Genomic DNA, 22,061 nt, shown 5'->3' with positions numbered 1-22,061 from the left:
AAAACACCATCACTCGGCGATGGCGTGGCGGCAAAGAGCCACAACAATATGCAAAGACCCTGCGAAAACTCTCTATTTTACAATAATTAGCGCGAAGAGGCATTATTTAACAGCGCAATTCGTCGCGTCAATTCCTGATACCGCTTGCGGGCGGCATCGTCTTGCAAACCGGACTGTATCAGGGCGGATTGCTCGGCCTTGATGGCCTCGAGCTCGATACGATGCAAAGCGTCGTTCCACTCGGTTTGCGGATCCGGCAAATCGTCCTGATCGAGCAATTCGGTCGACAGGGAGCTCAATACGCCAGCCAGATCGGATTCGGGATCGGCGGCCTGGAACAAGGCACCCACGTGCCGGGCACCGCTGGTATGGGCCAGGACGATCAGCTCCCTGACAAGTACCAGATGGGGGCCCTGCTCCAGAATTTCAAGCTGTTGGTCGCCCAGACTGTTGACCAGTTCAGGATGCGCCAGCAGCAGGCGCAACAAACGCTTCGCCATGGGAGTGACCGAACGGCGGTTATTACCGGTCGGCGCTGCGCGGTTTGCGCGGCCCCGGCCAGCCGAAACATTGGGACTATAGGGTTCACTATCGTCAGCGGCAAAAACAGGTATATCGGCCCACTCGGGCGGTGCATCGCCGCCCGATATCCCGGTTTCGCGGGGCGCCGCCGGCACAGCCAAAGGCTTGGGAGCCGGCATGGCGGCCAGCATTGCAGCCAGTTCTTCCGGAGTAAGCTGCACCCGCTTGGCAAATTCACGTTCAATCTGCATGCGCAGCGTAGTGCCTTCCGGCAGCATCGCCAGCAGCGGCTTGGCCTCGTGCACGCACGCAGCACGCCCCTCGGCTTCGTCCATGGGATGACGCCCGGCCAACTCTTCCAGCATGAACCGCGACAAGGGCACGGCCTCGCCCACGGCGGCGCGAAAAGCCTCGGCACCGAATTCACGCACGTAGGAATCCGGATCATGCTCGGCGGGCAAAAACAGGAACCGGACCGACACATCGTCGCGCAGCATTGGCAAAGAGGCCTGCAGGGCACGCCAGGCCGCACGGCGGCCTGCCGCGTCGCCATCGAAACTGAAAATAATCTTGTCGCTTGTACGCAACAATTTTCGGATATGCTGCGAGGTCGTTGCCGTGCCCAGCGTGGCAACCGCGTTCTCTACGCCCTGCTGCGCCAGCCCGACCACATCCATGTACCCTTCGACCACCAGCACATAGCCTTCAGACCGTATACCCGTGCGCCCTTCCCACATGCCATACAATTCATGGCCTTTTGAAAACAGTGAAGTTTCAGGCGAATTCAGATACTTGGGCTCGCCTTTGCCAATGATGCGTCCGCCAAACCCGATCAGGTTCCCACGCGTATTGCGAATGGGAAACATGATCCGTTCGCGGAACCGGTCGTACCGACGTCCGTCTTCGGACTCAATCACCAGTCCGGACTCGATCAGGAGCGGATCTTCATAGTGGGGAAAGACGCTGGCCAGGCCACGGCGATCGGTTCCCGACCAGCCCAGGCCAAAACGCGCGGCAATCTGGCCGCTAAGCGCCCTCTGTTTCAGGTAGCGAATCGCCGCTGGAGACGCCTTGAGCTCACGCAAATAATGCGCTTGCGCCAGATCCAGTATTTGCTGCTGGCGTGAAACTTCTTCCTTGTGGCGCTGGGACGCCGCGCGCTGCTGCGGGCTGCGGGATTCTTCAGGCACCGTCATGCCAACGGCTGCAGCCAGGGAACGCACCGCTTCCGGGAAGCTGGCCCCGGTGTGCTCGATTAAAAATGTAATAGCGCTACCGTGGGCGCCGCAGCCAAAGCAGTGGTAAAACTGCTTGGTCGGACTTACGGTAAAAGACGGACTTTTTTCGTTATGAAACGGGCACAAGCCAAGCAGATTGGCTCCGCCCTTGCGCAGCTGTACATATCGCCCGACGACGTCAACAACATCAACTCGGGCGAGCAGGTCCTGAACAAATGATTCAGGGATCAATACAGGCGCGGAGGCAGCTGTTGGCTGCGAATACGCTTGTAATGGCGCTTGACGGCCGCAGCATGCTTGCGCTTACGCTCAGCCGTAGGCTTTTCGTAGAACTCACGCGAACGCAGCTCGGTCAAGAGGCCGATTTTCTCGATAGTGCGCTTGAAGCGGCGCAAGGCGGCTTCGAAGGGCTCGTTTTCTTTCAGACGAACGATAGGCATGTAGTCTTTTGTATTAAATTAGTTAAAAATAAATGATGTAAACGACAACCAAAGAGTTTAACACGAAACACCTAATTGCGGACACCTTTTCTCACCCAGGCCTCGAGCTGATGAGGCCGCAAACTATCGTAATCTTCAAATGGCTGATGAATCCAGGGATTGGTCGGGAGTTTCTCGACAAAGTAATCGGGCGTTGCCCTGGCGTGGCCTTTCCACCATAACACCGCGCTCTTGAGCTCGGTGATTGCCGGAAACTGCGAGCGCAAGTGTTCTCCCACCTTGATGAAGGTAAGGCCCGTGTCCACCATGTCGTCGACCAGCAACACCCTTCCTTCGAGAGTGCCGCGGGTAATCGTGATGAACTGGGCGATATCGAGCTGCCCCTGCTGCGTACCGGCCGCCTCGCGATAGCTGCTGGTAGCCAGGATGCCCAGCGGCACATCGAAAATGCGTGAAAGCACATCGCCCACGCGCACACCTCCGCGGGCCAGGCACACTATATTGTCGAACTGCCAGCCAGCTTCGTGGACATTCAGGGCAAGCCGCTCGACCAGGCCGTTATATTGGTCCCAGCTAACCCAAAGATCGCGATCCGTGCTTGGGGGCAAACTCATGTAGATAACTCCTGTAGATACGCGATTTTAGCCGCCTCATTTGGCCAAGCACAATAAGCAAGACGCCGCAGGCAGGCACAATACCCGAGGCGAAAAGAACGAAACCCCCGATCGGCGACAAGCGGGGGTTCGATCGAAACCGGATATTCCGGCGTCGGCCCGCAGGCCAACGCCATGCCTCAACCTTTGAAGGGATGCCGCAACACGATGGTTTCCAGGCGATCGGGGCCTGTGGAAACCATATCGATAGGCACCTCGCACACGTCGGAGATGCGCTCGAGGTAACGGCGTGCATTGATAGGCAATTTGTCGTATTCGGTAATGCCCACTGTCGATTCGGACCAGCCCGCCATTTCTTCGAGCACAGGCTCGGCTTCGGCCACAGCGTGGGCGCCGTAGGGAAGCAAATCGAGAAACTCGCCCCGGTAGCGGTATCCCACACCGATTTTTATATGTTCGAGGCCATCGAGCACATCGAGCTTGGTGATGCACAGCCCCGAAATGCCATTGATCATGACCGAACGCTTCATGGCGGCGCCATCGAACCAGCCGCAACGGCGAGGCCGCCCGGTAACCGACCCGAACTCTTTGCCGACCGTCGCCAGGTGCGCGCCGGTTTCATCGAGAAGTTCGCTGGGGAAAGGACCCGATCCGACGCGCGTGGTGTAGGCCTTGGCAATTCCCAGCACATAGTGGAGGGATTGTGGCCCGACGCCGGCTCCGGCGGCGGCGGCACCCGACACGCAGTTGCTGCTGGTCACGAACGGATAGGTGCCGTGATCGATATCGAGCAGGGAGCCCTGCGCTCCTTCGAACAGGAGGTTGTGGCCGGACCGCTGGGCTATATGCAGGTTGCCGGATACGTCGGCGACCATGGGCTGGATGGCGGGAGCCAGGGACATGGCCTGTTCACGCACCTCGTCGGCGGAAACCGCCTTGGCCCCCAGGTACTGGGTCAGCACAAAGTTGTGATAGTCGAGCGCCTCGGCCAGCTTGTCGTCGAACACGGCCGGGTCGTACAGGTCTTGTACCCGCAAAGCGCGGCGCGCGACCTTGTCTTCGTAGGCAGGCCCAATGCCGCGGCCCGTGGTACCGATCTTGCCCGCCCCTTTGTGCACCTCGCGCGCCTGGTCGACGGCAATGTGATAAGGCAAAATCAGTGGGCAAGCCGGAGATATCTGCAGACGCGAACGGACATCGAGACCGGCCTCTTCGAGCTCGGCGATTTCCTTCAACAAGGCTTCGGGCGAAAGAACCACGCCGTTGCCGATATAGCAGGTCAGATTGGGGTGCATGATTCCCGATGGAATCAGGCGCAATATGGTTTTCTTGCCATTGATCCACAGCGTATGGCCGGCATTATGTCCGCCCTGGAAACGCACGACCCCTTGAGCCGACTCGGCAAGCCAGTCAACGATTTTCCCTTTCCCTTCGTCACCCCACTGAGTGCCGATCACCACAATATTCTTGCTCATGTTACGTATCAAAAAAGTTTTAGCCGTATGTATAGACTAAAAAGGGTTTAAACCACACGATAAAGCCGACAGCCCGGCATGCTAAATCGCTCTTACCTTCCATGCCCCGTTTTCGAGAACCAGTTCCCGATCAACGATGAATTCATCCAGCCGCTGCGACTGCCCAGGCAAGGCCTGGACCACGATCTCGCCCGCCTCGCGCAAGGCGCGCAGGGCATCGACCAGCAAAGGATCGGTGCCCCAGGGGGCCCGGACCGCCTTGGCCACGGCAGGCGCCTCGAGCCCGGACGACAGCTTGCGCAAATCGAGGCTGAACCCCGTTGCCGGCCGGGCCCGGCCGAAGGCCCTGCCTATGCCGTCGTAGCGACCGCCCTTGACCAGGGCATCGTGCCAGCCTTCGGCATAAATTGAAAACACAACACCGGAGTGGTAGCCATATCCGCTGCCCAGATCGGCCAGATCGATGCCGAATTCGTACTTGGGCATGGCATGCACAAGGGTTTCGAGGTTGGCCAATGCCGCATGCACGGCAGGCAGTCCGGGCAAGGCGCTTTTGGCCCGCGCAAGCACTTCGACCCCGCCATACAAAGACGGAAGCACCAATAATGCCTGCAAGCTGGCGTCTTGCATATCGGGCAAACGCTTACTTAGCTCGACCAGGCCGGGTACGTCCTTGATGCTGAGCAGCGCGAAGATCTCGTCGGCCGAGCCGGCCAGGGCCGGATCCGCATCGATAATGGCATGCGCCACCCCCGGATGGCTCAGGTCCAGTCTGGCGTTGTCGACACCGGCGCGCCTTACGCTTTCGAAGGCAAGCTGGATGATTTCGATGTCGGCCTCGACGCCGGCATGGCCGAATAATTCGGCGCCAATTTGCAATAACTCGCGATCGGACAGCAGCCCCGCCGGCCGGGCATGCAGCACTGAACCGCAATAGCAAAGCCTGGTAACCCCCTCGCGATTCAGTAAATGGGCGTCAATACGCGACACCTGCGGTGTCATGTCGGCGCGCACTCCCAGAGTGCGGCCGGAGAGCTGGTCAACCAGCTTGCAGGTGCGCAAATTGAGATCGCCGCCGGTCCCCGTAAGCAAGGAGTCTATGTATTCCACCAGAGGCGGAGCCACAAGCTCGAACCCGTACGTGCGGTACAAATCCAGCAAATCGCGTCGCAGTTCTTCTATGCGGCGAGCCTCGGCGGGAAGAATATCGGCCAGGCTTTCTGGCAACAACCAATTGGACATATGTCGTTCTGAAAAAGGCCTTTGAAAATAGCGTCATTTCCGCATCGATCGCGCACATCGGGCACGCACCGTGCCCGATGTGCGGCAGGCGAAGCGGCATGTGGATCCAGAAATGAAATGTGACAGACAAACAAAAAGCGACTGGAGGCGTAAGCCCGCCGAGTCGCTTGCGGAATAATCTGTCAACTTACATGGCATTGTACCCTGTTGTGGCGTACCGCCCAAATGGCGAATCCGCTTTTGTGGCGGATTCGCCATTTGCAGGAATCAAGGCGTGGCGGGCTTGACTCCGGAGGCCGAATTCCAGTATTTGAAAAAATCGGACTTGGGGCTCAGCACAAGCATGTCACCAGGCTTCGAGAACGCCGCACGATATGCCTCGAGGCTTTTGTAGAAGCTGAAAAACTTGGGATTCTTGCCATAGGCCTCGGAATAAATCGAGTTGGCCTTGGCATCGCCCTCGCCTTTGATCCCCTGCGCCTGGGCATAGGCCTTGGCCAGAATCTCTTCACGCTCCCTGTCGGCCTGGGCACGGATTTTTTCACTATCCGCCGCCCCGGTTGCACGCAATCGATTGGCCTCTTGTTTGCGTTCCGCTTCCATGCGCCGGTAAACCGATTCGGAAATTTCAGGAGCAAACTCGATACGGCGCAAACGCACATCGACCACCTGGACGCCCAGCGGCTTGGCACGCGCCTCGACGGTCGTCAGCACCTCGTCCATGATTTTGTCGCGTTCGCTGGAAACCACATCTTTTACAGTGCGCACGTTGACCGAGGCGTTCAGGGCATCGCGGATCTGCGCTTGCAGACGTTCTTGCGCGGCACGGTCATTGGCACCGAAAGTAACGTAAAACAGGCGGGGATCGGAAATCCGCCATTTGACGAAGGAGTCAATCAGCAGGTTTTTCTTTTCGGCCGTTTGAATGCGCTCGGGATCGGTGCTTTCTATGGTTTGCAGGCGTTTGTCGAGCAACACCACGTTTTCAAACGGCGGCGGCAGCTTGAAATACAAACCTGGCTGGGTGATGGTTTCACGTACCTCGCCCAGGGCAAACAGCAAGGCGGAGTCGCGCTCGCGCACCACAAATACGCACGAAGAAAGAACGGCCAGGACGATCACCAGGCCAACCAGAGCGGGAAATAAACGTTGCATGATGGCCTCCTTAGCGTGAGAAACGATTGATCGACAAAGAATCCTGCAATGAAGCAGGCGGGTCTTTGCGCCGAACCGGCGAAGCCGCAGGTTTGGTCGTCGTGGGGGCCGGAGTGGTGGCGGCGGCCGCGGCCGCCGCTATGGGTGCATTGGCGTCGGTTTGCGCGCGCGACACCTGCTGCATGATTTTATCTAGCGGTAAATACAACATATTGTTACTCGACTGCGTATCGATCATGACCTTGCTGGCACGCTCCAGGATTTCTTGCATGGTCGACAGATACAGGCGTTCACGCAAGATTTCAGGAGCCTTGGCGTATTCGGCTTCAATACTGTTGAAGCGGGCCGTGTCGCCCAGGGCGTCGCCCACGACTTTGGCGCGATAACCTTCCGCTTCCTGAACCAGACGGGCCACCTGCCCCTGCGCTTCGGGCAAAACCTTGTTGGAATAGGCATTACCTTCGTTGATCTGGCGTTCCCGGTCCTGACCGGCTTTGACCGCGTCGTCGAAAGCCGCCTGTACCTGCTCGGGCGGTTGTACGTTCTGAATCGCCACCGTACTGATTTGTATGCCTGTTTTATAACGGTCGAGTATGCTCTGGGTGAGTTTTTGCACATCGGCCGCCACTTCGGTACGGCCCGAGTACAAAATGAAATCCATGGGCTTTTTGCCCACGATTTCGCGCATGGCCGTTTCAGCAACCTGGCGCACGGATTCGTCGGGATGGCTGGTTTTGAACAAATAATCGGGCGCCCCATCGGACATCAGCCGATACTGCACGACAAACTGCACATCGACGATATTTTCGTCGTTGGTGAGCATAAGCGACTCAGGCAGAATCTTGTTGCGCGACGAGCCGCGAAAACCGACTTCAAACGTGCGCAATTGCGAAATATTGACCATTTGATGGTCTTCAATGGGATACGGCAAGCGCCACTGCAGACCCGGAGGCAGTGTGGCCTTGTACTTGCCGAATTTGGTTACCACGGCAACCTGGCCTTCCTGCACAATGAGAAAACCGCTGGCAAGCCACAAGCCCAGAGCGATGATCAGGACGATGGCGATGACCTTGGGCGTGTTTTTGGGCATGGGCAGGAAACTGCCGTTGTTGCCGCCGCCGCTGCCGCCATTGGAGCTGCCGCCGCGTTTGGGTTTACGGCCGAACAGAGAACCAATGCGGTTATTGAAATCGCGCCAGACTTCGTCGAGATCGGGCGGCCCCTCGCCTTTGTTCGGACGGCGCGGTGGCTCGGAACCGTTATTATTGCCACGCCCCCAACCGGGGTCATTCAAATTAAATATTTTCGACATTAAACGCATTATTTCCCGCGATTTGATCTGACTCGACAATAGCCCCGCGCAAACCATCCAGGCCCGCACGCTTCAGGGCGCTCACAAAGACTCGCGCAATGGTACCATGTTCGTTACGCTCGACGCGGGGCTCATAACCCGCCTCGTCTATCTTGTTATACACCAAAATCCGCGGGGCCTCGTCCGCGCCGATGTCCGCAAGCACCTTGTCGACCTCGGCAATTTGTTCGTCACGCTGGTGGCTGGAGGCATCCACGACATGCAACAGCAGATCGGCCTGAATGGTTTCCTCGAGCGTAGCCCTGAACGCCGCAATAAGCGTGGGGGGCAAATCCCGGATAAAACCCACGGTATCCGAAATCACCACCTGCCCCGCCCCTTCGATCCAGATCCGACGCGTCGTGGTGTCGAGCGTGGCAAAAAGCTGGTCGGCCGCGTAGGCATCGGCACGCGTCAGGGCATTGAACAAAGTGGACTTGCCCGCGTTGGTGTAGCCTACCAGCGAAACCGACAATATGCCGCCACGCGCCCGGGAACGCCGCTGGGTGGTGCGCTGCCGCTGCACCCGATCCAGGCGCTCGCGCAACAGGCGCACTTTGGCGCCTATCATGCGGCGGTCCATTTCTAGCTGGGCCTCGCCTGGCCCCCGCATGCCTATCCCGCCGCGTTGCCGTTCCAGGTGCGACCACATGCGGGTCAGGCGCGTGGAAAGATGCTGCAGCTGAGCCAGTTCAACCTGCAGCTTGCCTTCATGGCTTTTGGCACGCAAGGCAAAAATATCCAGGATCAGGGCAACCCGATCGACCACCCGGCGATTGAAGCCACGCTCAAGGTTGCGTTGCTGGGCCGGGGTCAGGGGCTGGTCGAACAGGATGATTTCCGCCTGCGTTTCGTCGGCAAGCAGAATTCCTTCTTCGAGCTTGCCCGAACCTATGAAATGCGCCGCGTCGGGGCGAGAACGGCGCGCAATCAGCGTTCCTGCAATCTCGGCTCCGGCGCCTTTGGCAAGCATGACGAATTCATCGGCATGCGCCTGGAAATCGGGACTGCCCAAATCAACGCTTACGATCAAAGCTTTCATGGAGACCTTATAAACGAAATGCCCGCCGGCGCATGGCACACGGCGGGCGTTTCATCAAGCGGATGAAAAGCTGATTACTCAGCGGGTTCGTCCACTTGGAAGCTGACTGGTCGGGCCGGTACAACAGTGGAAATCGCGTGCTTATAAACCATTTGAGTCACGGTATTACGCAACAGGACGACGTACTGATCGAACGATTCGACTTGTCCCTGCAATTTGATTCCGTTGACGAGATAAATTGATACGGGCACGTGATCCTTACGTAAAGCATTGAGGAATGGATCTTGTAGTGTTTGCCCTTTGTTGCTCATTGGCGAGGCTCCGATTGTGTTGTTATTTAAACTGACTTCTGAATGCATAACTTTACAGGGTTTTCCCGCAATACGCCATGCGAGGGGTCAGGCAAATTAATTTTTTTGTGTATCACATTAATGTTTATTCAAAATTTCAGACAAGGCATTACATAGACGCTCGCATTCGCCGGGAGTTCCCACCGAAATGCGCAAAAACTGCTCAATGCGCTCTTGCCTGAAATGACGCACCAGAATGTGACGCTCACGCAGAGCCTGGCTCAGGCTGAGCGCCGAATGGGCCGGATGGCGGGCAAACACGAAATTGGCCAGGGTCGGCAGCACGTCAAAACCCAGCTCGGTCAAACGCGCCACAAGCTGTTCACGAGCGGCGATGACGGCCTGGCGAGTCTGCTCGAAATAGGCGGTATCCTGAATTGCGGCCAGCGCCCCCACCTGGGCCAGGCGGTCGAGCGGATAAGAATTGAAGCTATCCTTGATGCGCAGCAAACCATTGACGACCTGCTTCCCGGCCAACGCAAACCCCACCCGCAGGCCCGCCAGCGAGCGCGATTTGGAGAGGGTCTGGATCACGACCAGATTGTCGTAGCGAGCCAGCAGCGGAATCGCGGTCTGGGCGCCAAAATCGACATAGGCCTCATCGACCACGACGGCGGAATCAGGATTGGCCTTGAGAATCAGCTCGATTTCAGCCAACCCCAGTGCTATGCCGGTGGGCGCGTTCGGGTTGGCAAAAATAATGCCCGCCGCCGGTACATCGCGTCTGGCCGTGTAATCGGCAACCCGAATCGAAAAATCGGCGGCCAAAGGAATGATTTCGTGCGGAACCTGATACAGGCGGCAATAGCTGCGATAGAAACTGTAGCTGATGTCGGGCATCAGCAAAGGCCGGCCGGCCTTCCTGAACAGACCGTTAAAGACATGGGCCAGGATTTCATCCGAGCCATTGCCCAGAAACACCTGATCGGCCTCGACATCGCACAGGGCTGCAATCGCTTCACGCAGAGCGGTGGCGGCGGGATCCGGATAAAGCCGCAGGCGATCGTCGGTGGCCGCCTTGATGGCGTCGACAACGCGCGGCGACGGGCCGTACGGATGCTCGTTGGTATTGAGTTTGAGCAGATCGCTGATCCCGGGTTGTTCGCCGGGTGTATACGGTGCAAGATCGGCGACGTGGTCGCTCCAGAAGCGGCTCAATTAAGACCCCTGTACATACGGGTTGTGAGAAGATTTGAATTCGATGCGCAACGGCGTGCCGTCAAGTTTGAACGCCGCGCGAAACCGGGTTTCGAGGTAGCGCCGGTACGAATCGGAAATGGCATCGAGCGCATTGCCGTGTATGACGATAAGCGGCGGATTCTGCCCACCCTGGTGCGCATAGCGCATTTTGGGGCGGAATATCCCCTTGCGCGGCGGCGGCTGCTGTTCGACGGCCGCCTGCAGTTCGCGGGTTAGCTTAGGTGTGGACAGCTTGGCAAACGCAGCCGCATGCGCGGCATTGACCGACTTGAGCAAGGCATTGACACCCTGCCCCTTCAGCGCCGATACCGTATGCATTTTGGCAAAAGACAAAAACCGCAGTTTGCGTTCGAACTCGCGTTGTATGCGCTCGCGCTGCTCGCCATCCAGGCCGTCCCATTTGTTGATGGCCACGACCAGGGCCCGGCCGGTTTCAAGCACGAATCCGGCAATATGCGCGTCCTGGTCGGAGATTTCCGTTTGGGCATCGAGCATGAGCAAGACGACATTGCAGGCTTCGATGGCTTGCAGGGTCTTGATGACGGAAAATTTTTCGATCGCCTCGAATACCTTGCCGCGGCGGCGCAAGCCGGCCGTATCGATCAGGGTATAGGAAACACCTGCGCGCTCGAATTCGATTTCGATGGCATCGCGCGTAGTGCCTGGCAAATCGAACGCAATGACCCGTTCTTCGCCCAGCAAAGTATTGATGAGAGTGGATTTCCCTACATTGGGCCGCCCTACGATCGCCAGCTTGATGCGGTGATCGTAGGCTTCGTCGCTATCGTCAGCCTGACTGCCGGGCTCGTCGGAATGCACCAGATGCGAGCCTTCGTCCAGGCCGAATTCGGCCAGCTCCGGTTTCTCGGCTTCGGCAGACCCCGGGGCCTCGTCGAGATAAGACAAGGCCCGTTCGATCAAATCGACCACGCCATCGCCATGCGATGCGGAAATCGCGTAGGGCTCGCCCAGGCCCAATTCGTGAAATTCGCCTGTCGCCGACCCATAGCGCATGCCTTCGGCCTTGTTCACCGCCAGATAGATCCGCTGGCCCGAGCGGCGCAACAAACGCGCGATTTCATGATCGTGGGCATTGACACCGGCACGCGCATCGACCAGGAAAATCACCACGTCGGACTCGGCGATCGCCTGCTGCGTCTGGCGAGCCATCTCGAGCAAAATGCCGTCTTTGGCGACCGGTTCGAAACCGCCGGTATCAACGGCAATGAAAGGGTGATCGCCAACCCGCCCTTCACCGTAATGACGATCGCGGGTCAATCCTGAAAAATCGGCCACCAGAGCGGCGCGCGAACGCGTAAGCCGGTTGAACAACGTGGACTTGCCTACGTTGGCCCGGCCTACCAGGGCCACTACCGGCTTGAGCGTAATATTGTTCAATTGACACCAACTAATACTAAATTGCCGCTGGCGGTCTGCACCAGCACGCCATGGCTGCTGGCCACCAGCGGAGACGTAATGGGGTCGCTGCCCAGCTGAATACGGCCAAGCAGATGGCCATCGGTACGCGACAGGAAATGCACATAGCCCTGATAGTCGCCTACTGCCACGGCCTGCGGAACTACAGCCGGCCCGGACAGTTGTCTGTAGCGCAACCCGTCTTGTTTCCAGATCTGATGGCCGTCGGCCAGGCTGAACGCATAAACCACGCTGCGCTGATCGGAGGCATAAGCCTGCTGCGAATCGGTGGTCATGCCGGTTGCACTGGAAAACCGCTGTTCCCAGACCTGACGGCCACCTTGAGCGACGTCAAAGCACGTCATGCGCCCCTGATAGGTAACGCCACACAGCAATGATCCCTGAATCTGCGGCGAGCCAACCACATCGTTGATGCGCTCCAGGTCGGTAGCCCCTTGTGAGGTCGACACGGCCCCTTCCCATTGCACATTGCCATTGCGGACATTAATGGCAATCAATTTGCCGTTGGGCAGGCCGGAAATCAACAATCCTTCGGCTATGACCATTTGCATATTGGTCTTGAGCGCGAGAGCCGGCCCAGGGCGCTGGATATTCCAGAGAGGGGCGCCGGTATTCTCGTCGAAAGCCTGGATACGGTAATCGCTGCTGCGAACCACCACGACTCCAGCCCCGACCGCAGGAGGAATGTTCACCTCGCTGGTGGCCTTGGCCCGCCATTTTTCCTTGCCCTGCTCGTCAAAGGCTATGACCGAACCGTCGGGCGCGGCCACTGCTGTGACCTGACCATCCGAACCCACTCCCGCCGATAGCCCGGATTTGGCGCTGGCCTGCCACAGGACACGCCCCGAGGAAATATCCAGCTTGGCCACCGCTCCATTGGGCGCGGCAGCATAGACCGCTTCGCCCACGACGAACGGAGCGAAACCGTAGCCGCCGCCACTGCCTATGGCAGTGGACCACGCAATATGCGCCGAAATCCCCGCCGCGTATTCGGTTAAGGGCACGGGATCATAGCGCGGGTTCCGGTTGGAGAACATGGAACATCCGGCCAGGGCCGCAACACTCAGCACCAGCACGGAGCTGCGCAAGACACGACGAACACGGGAAGTCGACATAGAGTTAAGCTCCGCCTAAGGCATCTATTTTCAGTTGAATGATTTGAGCAACCGGGTCGACGCCGAACGCTTTCAGCGCCGTCTCCCAGGCAGTTTTCGCCTCGGCCTTTTTACCCTGAGCCGCCAGAATATCGCCGCGACGATCGGCAAACAAGCCCGCAAACGCAGCCGGTGCATTGTCAAGCTGCGCCAGGGCCGAATCGTATTGCTTTTGCTCAAGCAGCACACCGGCCAAGCGCAATTTGGCCAAGGGCACCAGTGCCGCGTCCGAACTGTTCTTTATGAGCCATTCGAGCTGTTCGCGCGCACCATCGAGATCATTGCGGGCCTGCAAGGCCTCGGCGGCGATCAGCAAACCACGCGAGGTATAGCCCGATTTGGCAAACTCGGTGCGCAAGGTCTGGCTGGCCGCCTTGATGCGGGCCAAGGCGTCGCTGCCCTGCTGTCCGGTGGCATTTTCAAGGGCCTCGAAGTAGCTCATGGCCTGGGTGGCCTCGTGGCCCTGGTACCACTGCCAGCCGCGCCACCCGACAACCGACGCCACGGCCACAAACAGCAGGGCCGCACACAAAGTGCCGTAGCGGTCCCACCATGCACGCAATGCGTCCAGTTTTTCCTGCTCTTCCAAATCGTATGCCATGCGTCAAACCTTTAATTTCAATTCTGTAACCAAACGATCCAGGGGAATCGTCTCTTGCTGAGACTGGGGATCCAAACCCTCGGCTCTCAACCATTTAACACTCGCCGTGCGAGAGCTTAGCTCATCGGCGCCCAGAATAACCGCAACCGTCGCCCCACTGGCATCCGCGCGCCTGAACTGCCCCTTGAAGCCGGCAGATCCGGCGTGCACGATGACGCGCAAACCCGCATCGCGCAAGCTTTCTGCCACCTGGGCAGCCTGGCGCTGCGCCTCATCGGACTGATAAATCATGTAGACCTGGCACTCGGCATGTGTTGCCTGCGCCTGAGCCTGTTCGCATAAATCGAGCAGGCGCTCCATGCCGATGGCAAACCCTACCGCCGGTGCCGGCTTGCCTCCCAGCAACTCGATCAAGCCGTCGTAGCGGCCGCCGCCGCAAACAGTACCTTGCGCCCCGAGACGGTCGGTGACCCACTCAAAAACTGTCAGATTGTAATAGTCCAGGCCGCGAACCAGGCGAGGATTCAGACTATAGGCAATACCGGCGTCGTCGAGGCGCTTGCACACGCCATCGAAGTGCGCCAGGGACTCGGCGCCCAGAAAATCAAACAGGCGCGGAGCATTGTTGGCCATTTCCTGCATGGCCGGATTCTTGGTATCCAGGACGCGCAGGGGATTGGTGTACATGCGGCGCTTTGCCTCATCGTCGAGCACGTCTTTATGCTGCTCGAGATATGCGATCAGCGCCGTGCGATGCGCGGCCCGCTCATCGGCCTGCCCCAGCGAGTTCAGTTCCAGGCGGATATCCCGCAGCCCCAGCACTTTCCACAAGCGGGCCAACATGACGATGAGTTCGGCATCGATATCGGGGCCGGCCAGGCCCAGGGCCTCGACGTCGATCTGATGAAACTGGCGGTACCGCCCGCGTTGCGGCTTTTCGCGGCGAAACACCGGCCCCAGGGCATATACCCGATGCGGACGATCGTACAGAATATTGTGCTCGATGGCCGCCCGCACCATGCCGGCCGTGAACTCGGGGCGCATGGTCAGTTGCTCGTCGCTCAAGGCATCGGTAAACGAATACATTTCTTTTTCGACGATATCAGTTACTTCGCCAATACCGCGGGCAAACAGGCGGGTTTGCTCAAGCACAGGAGTACGCATATTGCGATACCCATAGCTGGCAAGCCACGAGCGTACTGTTTCCTCGAGCAGTTCCCATTGGGAGCTGGTATCGGGTAGAACATCTTTCATGCCGGTCAGGGCACGAACCTTCTGAAACGACTGGGTCATAAACTCTCTGTTATTAAAGCCCATGGATCTGAAAAAACGGGCCTTTCAATGCGAACCCGAAGCGCCGTAACGGCGTTCGACGTACTTTTCGACGATAGCCAGAAATTCCTGCGCAATCGATGCCCCCTTGAGAGTGACAGTACGTTCGCCATCGACGAACACAGGCGCGGAAGGAACCTCGCCCGTGCCGGGCAGGCTGATGCCTATGTCGGCATGACGGCTTTCCCCGGGACCGTTCACCACACAGCCCATCACAGCCACATTCATGGTTTCAACCCCCGGATAACGGGTTTTCCACACAGGCATTTGCTGGCGCAGGTAGCTTTGAATACTGTCGGCCAGTTCCTGGAAAAACGTACTGCTGGTGCGCCCGCAGCCCGGACAAGCAATGACCATGGGGGTGAAGGCGCGCAAGCCCATGCTTTGAAGAATTTCCTGCGCCACAATGACTTCGCGAGTACGGTCCCCACCTGGTTCCGGCGTGAGAGAAATACGGATCGTATCGCCTATGCCCTGCTGCAACAGCACCGACAGTGCCGCCGTCGATGCGACGATTCCTTTGCTGCCCATGCCGGCTTCGGTCAGGCCCAGGTGCACGGGATAGTCGCAACGCGACGACAGATCCCGATACACCGTAATCAGGTCCTGGACATGGCTGACCTTGCACGACAGCACAATGGCGTTGGGCGACAGGCCGAGCTCTTCGGCGCGCCGGGCGTTGCTGATCGCCGAAACCACCAGGGCATCGCGCATCACGGCCTGAGCGTCCCGGGGTTCGGCGCAGCGATTGTTGTCGTCCATCATGCGCGCCAGGAGCTCATGATCGAGACTGCCCCAGTTCACGCCTATGCGCACCGGCTTTTCGTAGCGGCAGGCAATTTCGATCATTTGGGCGAAATTGTCGTCGCGCTTTTTGCCTCCCCCCATATTGCCGGGGTTGATGCGGTATTTGGAAAGCGCCTGGGCGCAATCCGGGAACTGCGACAACAGTTTATGACCGTTGTAATGAAAATCGCCCACCAGCGGCACATGCACGCCCATGCGGTCGAGCTGTTCGCGGATCGCCGGTACTTCCTTGGCCGCCTCGGGGGTATTGACTGTGATCCGTACCAGTTCCGATCCCGCCTGAGCCAGCTCTTTGACCTGTATGGCCGTGGCAATGGCATCGGTGGTGTCGGTATTGGTCATGGATTGCACCACAACGGCCGCCCCGCCGCCAATTTGCACAGACCGGTCGTTCCACTTGACGATGACCGGACGCGTGGTGCGGCGCGCCGCCGTACCCAGAGATGAGGCGACGGGTTCCGAGCTTGCCCCTTTTGGATCTTGCATCATTTCTTTAAAGACTTCAGCCAATCGAATACCAGCCAGGAGTCGGGCACCCAGTTGCGCTCGATCGCGTAAAAGCCGGCAACGATCAATAAAATCAGGATAATGATCAGCCAGCCCCAAGGTCGATGCACAGGCTCGCTTTGCACGGAAAGATCGGCAGACCCCAGGGACGCCGGGCTGCTGACGGGAATAGGCCGAGCCCCGGTTGAACCAACCTGGCTGTCGAGCATCGACACCAGCGCATCGGTATCGGTCTCGAGAAAACGGCCGTAGTTCTTGACGAATCCCCGCAACGACACGCCCGTAGGCAAATCATCCCATTGTTCGCCTTCAAGCGCGCCGAGCTGGCGCGTGGAAAACTTCAGACGAGCGGACACATCGCCCAAGGAAAGCTGCTTGGCTTCGCGCAGGGACTTGAGCGTAGCGCCCACGCCCATGGGAGCCAATGCTGCCGGGCTCGACTCGGCTTCGTTGCGTAAAGGTTGAATCATCCTCGTTCCTCTTTGATGACGATGGCCGCGCGATTGGGCAAACGTTCATTGATGCGTGTACGGTCTTTGACGTCTCCGGCCAATTGTCCGCACGCCGCGTCGATATCGTCGCCGCGAGTTTTCCGTATCGTGGTCACTACGCCGGCGTCCATGAGGCGCTGCGCAAATAAACGCACACGCGGCATGGGCGAGCGCTTCAAACCCGATTGCGGAAATGGATTGAACGGAATCAAATTAAACTTGCATCGCACTTGTTTTGCAATAGCGACAAGTTCATGGGCGTGCTGGTCGGCGTCATTGACGCCGTCCAGCATAATATATTCGAATGTAATGAAGTCACGCGGAGCGTGCTCCAGGTACCGATTGCAGGCGGCCAGCAATTCAGCCAAAGGGTACTTGCGATTCAGCGGCACCAGCCTGTCGCGCAAGGCATCGTTGGGCGCATGCAGCGACACCGCCAGAGCCACCGGACAGTCGCGCCCGAGGCGGTCCATCATGGGAACCACCCCCGAGGTCGACACCGTGACTCGCCGACGCGACAGCCCATAGGCATTGTCATCGACCATCAGGCGCAAGGCGCCCAGCACCTGATCATAGTTGAGCAGGGGCTCGCCCATGCCCATCATGACCACATTGCTGATGACCCGATTGGCCCCCGCCCCGGCCGCTGGATCGCCGGTCCGCGCGCTTTGCGCATCGGCTTCGAGCACGCGTTTGGCATACCAGAGCTGACCGATGATTTCGGCCGTGGTGAGGTTGCGGTTGAAGCCCTGATAGCCAGTCGAGCAAAACGGGCAGGCCACGGTGCAACCGGCCTGGCTCGAAATGCACAAAGTGCCCCGATCGTCTTCAGGAATAAAAACCGTTTCGATTGCATTGTTTTTACCGACGTCGAACAACCACTTGCGGGTTCCGTCGGTTGAGCGCTGTTCGACCGAAACCGGCGACGCGGCAATCGCGCAATGCGCGGAAAGCTGCTCGCGAAAACCACGCGCCAGGTCGCTCATGTCGTCGAACGAATCGGCCCCGCGCTGATGAATCCAGCGCTGCAATTGTTTGGCCCGAAACGGCTTGCCGCCCCACTGGCCGACCAACTCGACGAGTTTGGCCGAGTCCAGTCCAAGGAGATTGATGGGTTCGACGGATGACATGAGTAATTCAGTAGTGACTTACTTTATTGTGCAAAAAAAATCAACGGCTGTGGATATTGCTTTCGGGAAAGAAAAAGGCAATTTCAACAGCCGCTGTTTCGGCTGCGTCGGAACCGTGCACGGCATTGGCATCGATGCTGTCGGCGAAATCGGCGCGTATCGTGCCGGCGTCGGCTTTTTTAGGATCGGTGGCACCCATCAGGTCGCGGTTTTTCTGGATGGCGTTCTCGCCCTCGAGTACTTGCACGAACACTGGGCCGGAAATCATGAAATCGACCAGGTCTTTGTAAAAAGGACGCGCTTTGTGCACGGCATAAAAACGCTCTGCATCGGAACGCGACAGTTGTTTGAGCGTAGCGGCGATAACTTTAAGATTGGCTTGCTCAAAACGAGCTACGATTTGACCAATGACGTTTTTTGCCACTGCGTCGGGTTTGATGATGGACAGGGTGCGTTCGATCGCCATGTAAGCTCCAGAAAATAAAATCGTTGGTTTTTACCACCCGGCGGCAGGCGGGCTGCGCCCGTCGATAGAGGTAAATACCGCGGTTATGAAATCAGTTACAAAAATTCCTTGCACGAATCAATTGCCAAAGCCGGCTACGCGGCGACGCGGCAAAGACCCAATTGCGCAGATCCCATTGCAAGGACCTTTTATGCAACCTTTTGTGCAACATTTATGCAAATTGGTTTTTCCAATAAAAACAACAACTTTGCTCGAGTTTTTGTTAACCAAGCATTTTAACATGCCGGCGGCGCACTGCTCCATCGTAAAATCATCATTGAAATCTCCGGGTCAGGTCTTCTTATTATCGCCAGCTTCGATAACTGCAGGATGACAGGCCAGGCGCCGCGCATTGCGCCCGTTTCATATATAGTCAAGCCTTTGCGTGCCGCCGGGGCGGACCGCCGGCCCCGGCACGGCCCGTCCGTCGCGGCCCGAACATAATGAATTTTCTGGCGCCCCGGGCGCTCCAGCTTCCGTATCGACTTTTTGATCATGACCACGAACTCCGCACAGAACGACCCTTCCCAACTTTCCAAGAGCTTCGAACCCAGCGAAATCGAATCACGCTGGTACGCAAAATGGGAGCAGCGCGGCTATTTCGTGGGAGGCCGGCATGTGGCTCCGGCACCTGGTTATGCCAGCCAACCCTATGCAATCCAGTTTCCGCCGCCGAATGTAACGGGCACTTTGCACATGGGCCACGCCTTTAATCAGACAGTCATGGACGGCCTGGTGCGCTATCACCGCATGCGGGGGGACGATACGGTTTTCGTTCCCGGCACCGACCACGCGGGAATTGCCACGCAAATCGTGGTGGAACGCCAGCTCGACGCACAAAAGATATCGCGCCACGACCTGGGGCGCGAACGCTTCGTCGAAAAAGTCTGGGAATGGAAACAAAAGTCGGGCAATGCCATCACCGAACAGTTTCGCCGCCTGGGTTCATCGGCGGACTGGAAACGTGAATATTTCACGATGGACGACAACTTGTCGCGTGGAGTCGTCGAGACCTTTGTCCGGCTGCATGAACAAGGGCTGATTTACCGCGGCAAACGCCTGGTGAACTGGGATCCGGTACTGGGCACCGCGGTATCCGATCTGGAAGTCGTCAGCGAGGAAGAAGACGGTTCCATGTGGGAAATCCGCTACCCGCTCGTCCAGCCCGAAGGCGGCCTGACCCACTTGGTGGTCGCCACCACCCGGCCCGAAACCATGCTGGGCGATGTAGCCGTCATGGTCCACCCCGACGACGAGCGCTACGCGCACCTGGTCGGGCGCAAAGTCATGCTTCCTTTGTGCAATCGGGAAATCCCCGTGATTGCCGACGACTACGTCGACCGCGAATTCGGCACCGGTGTCGTCAAGGTTACCCCGGCGCACGATTTCAACGACTACGCTGTGGGACAGCGCCATGGCCTGGACATGATCAGCGTGCTGACGCTCGATGCCAGGATCAACGACAATTCCCCCGCTGCCTACCAGGGGCTGGATCGCTTCGAGGCGCGCAAAAAAGTGGTTCAGGACCTGGAGGCGATCGGCGCCTTAAATGGCGTCAAACCGCATAAACTCATGGTGCCGCGGGGCGACCGCACGAACACGGTCATCGAACCCATGCTCACCGACCAGTGGTTTGTCGCCATGAGCAAGCCCTCCCCCGAAGGCACCATCAACCCGGGCAAAAGCATTACCGAGGTAGCGCTTCAGGTTGTGAGCGACGGCCGCATCAAGTTCTATCCCGAAAACTGGACGACCACCTACAACCAGTGGCTGGAAAAAATCCAGGACTGGTGCATTTCGCGTCAACTGTGGTGGGGCCACCAGATACCAGCCTGGTACGCCGAAGACGGGCAGATTTTCGTTGCGCACAACGAAGAGGAAGCCGCCAGGAAAGCGGCGCAGGCCGGCGTCAGCGGCACGCTGACTCGCGACCCCGACGTGCTCGATACCTGGTTCTCTTCGGCCCTGGTGCCGTTTACCGACCTGGGCTGGCCCGAGCAATCTCCCGATCTGGCGCGCTACCTGCCGTCCAGCGTATTGGTAACCGGCTTCGATATTATTTTCTTCTGGGTCGCCCGCATGATCATGATGAGCATGCACCTGACCGGCGAAGTGCCGTTCCGCGATGTCTACGTGCACGGGCTGGTGTGCGACATGGACGGCAAGAAAATGAGCAAATCCAAGGGCAACACCATAGACCCGGTCGATCTGATCGATGGCATTGGCCTGGACGAGCTGCTGGCCAAGCGTACCACGGGCCTGATGAATCCCAAGCAAGCGGCCAGCATCGAAAAGAAAACCCGCAAGGACTACCCCCAGGGCTTCCCTGCCTACGGCACCGATGCCTTGCGCTTTACCATGGCGGCTTATGCCACGCTGGGGCGCAATATCAATTTCGACCTGAAGCGCTGCGAAGGCTATCGCAACTTCTGCAACAAGCTCTGGAACGCGACGCGCTTCGTCTTGATGAATACCGAAGGACACGCCTTGGGCGGCGCCGGCCAGGGCGAGCTGTCGTTTGCCGACCGCTGGATCGTCAGCCAATTGCAGCGTCTCGAAAGCGAAATCCAACGCGGTTTCGACGATTATCGCTTCGACAATATCGCCAATGCGCTCTATCGCTATATATGGGACGAATACTGCGACTGGTACGTCGAACTGGCCAAGGTACAGATTCAGAGCGGCACTGCGGCCCAGCAACTGGGTACTCGCCGTACCCTGATACGCGTGCTGGAAACGGTATTGCGGCTGGCACATCCGATTATTCCGTTCATCACCGAAGAGCTTTGGCAAAAAGTCGCTCTGGTGGCCGGAAAGCGCACGGCCGCTGAAGAAACCAGTATTTCGGTACAGCCCTACCCGATCGCCGATTCCGATCATCTCGATGAAGGGGCCGAGGCGCAAATTGCCGAGCTCAAGGCGCAAGTCGAAGCGGTACGCGCCCTGCGCGGCGAAATGAACCTGTCGCCGGCCCAGCGTGTGCCGCTTATAGCCTTGGGTCACCAGGACACGCTGCAGTCCAATCGGCCGTATCTGGCTGCGCTTGCCAAGCTGAGCGATGTGTCCATCGTCGAGCATTTGCCCGATTTGGGAGCGCCGGTGCAAGTCGTCGGCACGACGCAGCTTATGCTGCATGTGGAAATCGATGTAGCCGCCGAGCGGCTGCGCCTGGGCAAGGAAATCAGCCGCCTCGAGAACGAAATTGCCAAGGCCAATGGCAAGTTGTCGAACGCAAGCTTCGTCGAGCGCGCTCCGGCGGCAGTCATCGAACAGGAAAAAGCTCGGCTGGCACAGTTCACTGATACGCTGCACACGGTCAGCGCGCAGCTTGGCAAGCTGTGATGTAGAACTCGTCCTGGAGACAGTGGCGTGGGGGCTGGCCGTCAAACGTGTTCTTGAGTGTTCCTCGTTCTTGAGGCGCGGGGGTGGCGGCCCAGGCGGGGTGGGGCTCGCCTCGTCCGGTCCTGG

At 58.4% G+C, this 22,061-nt stretch carries 19 protein-coding genes; 1 reads left to right on the top strand and 18 read right to left on the bottom strand.

What is annotated here, in order from left to right; genetic code table 11:
- Positions 1-86 precede the first annotated feature (86 nt).
- The 18 genes from dnaG to ndk form a co-directional block, all read right to left on the bottom strand.
- Positions 87-1,991, bottom strand: coding sequence for a DNA primase (gene dnaG, locus ACYVIS_RS12595; RefSeq protein ID WP_460874107.1), 1,905 nt, complete (start codon positions 1,989-1,991; stop codon positions 87-89).
- Positions 1,988-2,200 carry a 30S ribosomal protein S21 gene (gene rpsU / locus ACYVIS_RS12590; protein ID WP_013742464.1) on the bottom strand — a complete coding sequence of 71 codons (213 nt, stop codon included), beginning with the start codon at positions 2,198-2,200 and terminating at the stop codon, positions 1,988-1,990. Before rpsU ends, dnaG begins: the two co-directional genes overlap by 4 nt.
- Positions 2,201-2,271: 71 nt before the next feature.
- On the bottom strand, positions 2,272-2,814 hold the full coding sequence (locus ACYVIS_RS12585; RefSeq protein ID WP_232743451.1) for a phosphoribosyltransferase: 543 nt from the start codon (positions 2,812-2,814) through the stop codon (positions 2,272-2,274).
- A gap of 179 nt (positions 2,815-2,993) precedes the next feature.
- Complete coding sequence (locus ACYVIS_RS12580) at positions 2,994-4,289, bottom strand: adenylosuccinate synthase (protein ID WP_232743452.1); 1,296 nt, start codon at positions 4,287-4,289, stop codon at positions 2,994-2,996.
- Positions 4,290-4,370: 81 nt separating this feature from the next.
- Positions 4,371-5,531 carry an ATP phosphoribosyltransferase regulatory subunit gene (locus tag ACYVIS_RS12575; RefSeq protein ID WP_232743453.1) on the bottom strand — a complete coding sequence of 387 codons (1,161 nt, stop codon included), beginning with the start codon at positions 5,529-5,531 and terminating at the stop codon, positions 4,371-4,373.
- 267 nt (positions 5,532-5,798) lie between these two features.
- A complete protein-coding gene (gene hflC / locus ACYVIS_RS12570) occupies positions 5,799-6,686 on the bottom strand; it encodes a protease modulator HflC (protein WP_232743454.1) in 888 nt (295 codons plus the stop codon).
- Positions 6,687-6,696: 10 nt separating this feature from the next.
- Entirely contained in the window at positions 6,697-8,007 is a 1,311-nt protein-coding gene (gene hflK / locus ACYVIS_RS12565; RefSeq protein ID WP_460874105.1) for an FtsH protease activity modulator HflK, read from the bottom strand.
- A complete protein-coding gene (gene hflX, locus ACYVIS_RS12560; protein WP_232743456.1) occupies positions 7,982-9,079 on the bottom strand; it encodes a GTPase HflX in 1,098 nt (365 codons plus the stop codon). Before hflX ends, hflK begins: the two co-directional genes overlap by 26 nt.
- 74 nt (positions 9,080-9,153) lie before the next feature.
- Positions 9,154-9,390, bottom strand: coding sequence for an RNA chaperone Hfq (gene hfq / locus ACYVIS_RS12555; RefSeq protein WP_217965235.1), 237 nt, complete (start codon positions 9,388-9,390; stop codon positions 9,154-9,156).
- A 117-nt stretch (positions 9,391-9,507) separates the two neighbouring features.
- Positions 9,508-10,587 carry a histidinol-phosphate transaminase gene (gene hisC / locus ACYVIS_RS12550; RefSeq protein WP_460874104.1) on the bottom strand — a complete coding sequence of 360 codons (1,080 nt, stop codon included), beginning with the start codon at positions 10,585-10,587 and terminating at the stop codon, positions 9,508-9,510.
- Positions 10,588-12,018, bottom strand: coding sequence for a ribosome biogenesis GTPase Der (der, locus tag ACYVIS_RS12545; protein ID WP_232744557.1), 1,431 nt, complete (start codon positions 12,016-12,018; stop codon positions 10,588-10,590).
- A gap of 5 nt (positions 12,019-12,023) precedes the next feature.
- The gene (bamB, locus tag ACYVIS_RS12540) at positions 12,024-13,181 is read right to left on the bottom strand and encodes an outer membrane protein assembly factor BamB (RefSeq protein WP_232743458.1); all 1,158 of its coding nucleotides are present in this window, start codon (positions 13,179-13,181) and stop codon (positions 12,024-12,026) included.
- 4 nt (positions 13,182-13,185) lie between these two features.
- Positions 13,186-13,821: a YfgM family protein gene (locus tag ACYVIS_RS12535; RefSeq protein WP_232743459.1), complete on the bottom strand. Its 636-nt coding sequence runs from the start codon at positions 13,819-13,821 to the stop codon at positions 13,186-13,188.
- Between the two features lie 3 nt (positions 13,822-13,824).
- Positions 13,825-15,114, bottom strand: coding sequence for a histidine--tRNA ligase (gene hisS / locus ACYVIS_RS12530; protein ID WP_232743460.1), 1,290 nt, complete (start codon positions 15,112-15,114; stop codon positions 13,825-13,827).
- Positions 15,115-15,159: 45 nt separating this feature from the next.
- On the bottom strand, positions 15,160-16,446 hold the full coding sequence (gene ispG, locus ACYVIS_RS12525) for a flavodoxin-dependent (E)-4-hydroxy-3-methylbut-2-enyl-diphosphate synthase (RefSeq protein ID WP_232744558.1): 1,287 nt from the start codon (positions 16,444-16,446) through the stop codon (positions 15,160-15,162).
- Positions 16,446-16,937, bottom strand: coding sequence for a helix-turn-helix domain-containing protein (locus ACYVIS_RS12520; RefSeq protein ID WP_232743461.1), 492 nt, complete (start codon positions 16,935-16,937; stop codon positions 16,446-16,448). Before ACYVIS_RS12520 ends, ispG begins: the two co-directional genes overlap by 1 nt.
- Positions 16,934-18,088 (bottom strand): dual-specificity RNA methyltransferase RlmN, encoded by a 1,155-nt coding sequence (gene rlmN, locus ACYVIS_RS12515; RefSeq protein ID WP_232743462.1) that lies wholly within the window; start codon positions 18,086-18,088, stop codon positions 16,934-16,936. Before rlmN ends, ACYVIS_RS12520 begins: the two co-directional genes overlap by 4 nt.
- A gap of 40 nt (positions 18,089-18,128) precedes the next feature.
- On the bottom strand, positions 18,129-18,554 hold the full coding sequence (ndk, locus tag ACYVIS_RS12510; protein WP_232743463.1) for a nucleoside-diphosphate kinase: 426 nt from the start codon (positions 18,552-18,554) through the stop codon (positions 18,129-18,131).
- A 534-nt stretch (positions 18,555-19,088) separates the two neighbouring features.
- Here ndk and ACYVIS_RS12505 point away from each other — a divergent pair.
- A complete protein-coding gene (locus ACYVIS_RS12505) occupies positions 19,089-21,935 on the top strand; it encodes a valine--tRNA ligase (RefSeq protein ID WP_460874103.1) in 2,847 nt (948 codons plus the stop codon).
- Positions 21,936-22,061 lie beyond the last annotated feature (126 nt).

This window comes from Paralcaligenes ginsengisoli (assembly GCF_054781135.1).
This window is presented reverse-complemented; position numbering and strand designations above follow the sequence as displayed.

Excerpts from the sequence above, each read along its gene's own strand:
- rpsU (WP_013742464.1), bottom strand. The coding sequence starts at position 2,200 with ATGCCTATCGTTCGTCTGAAAGAAAACGAGCCCTTCGAAGCCGCCTTG.
- ACYVIS_RS12585 (WP_232743451.1), bottom strand. The coding sequence starts at position 2,814 with ATGAGTTTGCCCCCAAGCACGGATCGCGATCTTTGGGTTAGCTGGGAC.
- ACYVIS_RS12580 (WP_232743452.1), bottom strand. The coding sequence starts at position 4,289 with ATGAGCAAGAATATTGTGGTGATCGGCACTCAGTGGGGTGACGAAGGG.
- ACYVIS_RS12575 (WP_232743453.1), bottom strand. The coding sequence starts at position 5,531 with ATGTCCAATTGGTTGTTGCCAGAAAGCCTGGCCGATATTCTTCCCGCC.
- hflC (WP_232743454.1), bottom strand. The coding sequence starts at position 6,686 with ATGCAACGTTTATTTCCCGCTCTGGTTGGCCTGGTGATCGTCCTGGCC.
- hflK (WP_460874105.1), bottom strand. The coding sequence starts at position 8,007 with ATGCGTTTAATGTCGAAAATATTTAATTTGAATGACCCCGGTTGGGGG.
- hflX (WP_232743456.1), bottom strand. The coding sequence starts at position 9,079 with ATGAAAGCTTTGATCGTAAGCGTTGATTTGGGCAGTCCCGATTTCCAG.
- hfq (WP_217965235.1), bottom strand. The coding sequence starts at position 9,390 with ATGAGCAACAAAGGGCAAACACTACAAGATCCATTCCTCAATGCTTTA.
- bamB (WP_232743458.1), bottom strand. The coding sequence starts at position 13,181 with ATGTCGACTTCCCGTGTTCGTCGTGTCTTGCGCAGCTCCGTGCTGGTG.
- ACYVIS_RS12535 (WP_232743459.1), bottom strand. The coding sequence starts at position 13,821 with ATGGCATACGATTTGGAAGAGCAGGAAAAACTGGACGCATTGCGTGCA.
- hisS (WP_232743460.1), bottom strand. The coding sequence starts at position 15,114 with ATGACCCAGTCGTTTCAGAAGGTTCGTGCCCTGACCGGCATGAAAGAT.
- ispG (WP_232744558.1), bottom strand. The coding sequence starts at position 16,446 with ATGCAAGATCCAAAAGGGGCAAGCTCGGAACCCGTCGCCTCATCTCTG.
- ACYVIS_RS12520 (WP_232743461.1), bottom strand. The coding sequence starts at position 16,937 with ATGATTCAACCTTTACGCAACGAAGCCGAGTCGAGCCCGGCAGCATTG.
- rlmN (WP_232743462.1), bottom strand. The coding sequence starts at position 18,088 with ATGTCATCCGTCGAACCCATCAATCTCCTTGGACTGGACTCGGCCAAA.
- ndk (WP_232743463.1), bottom strand. The coding sequence starts at position 18,554 with ATGGCGATCGAACGCACCCTGTCCATCATCAAACCCGACGCAGTGGCA.
- ACYVIS_RS12505 (WP_460874103.1), top strand. The coding sequence starts at position 19,089 with ATGACCACGAACTCCGCACAGAACGACCCTTCCCAACTTTCCAAGAGC.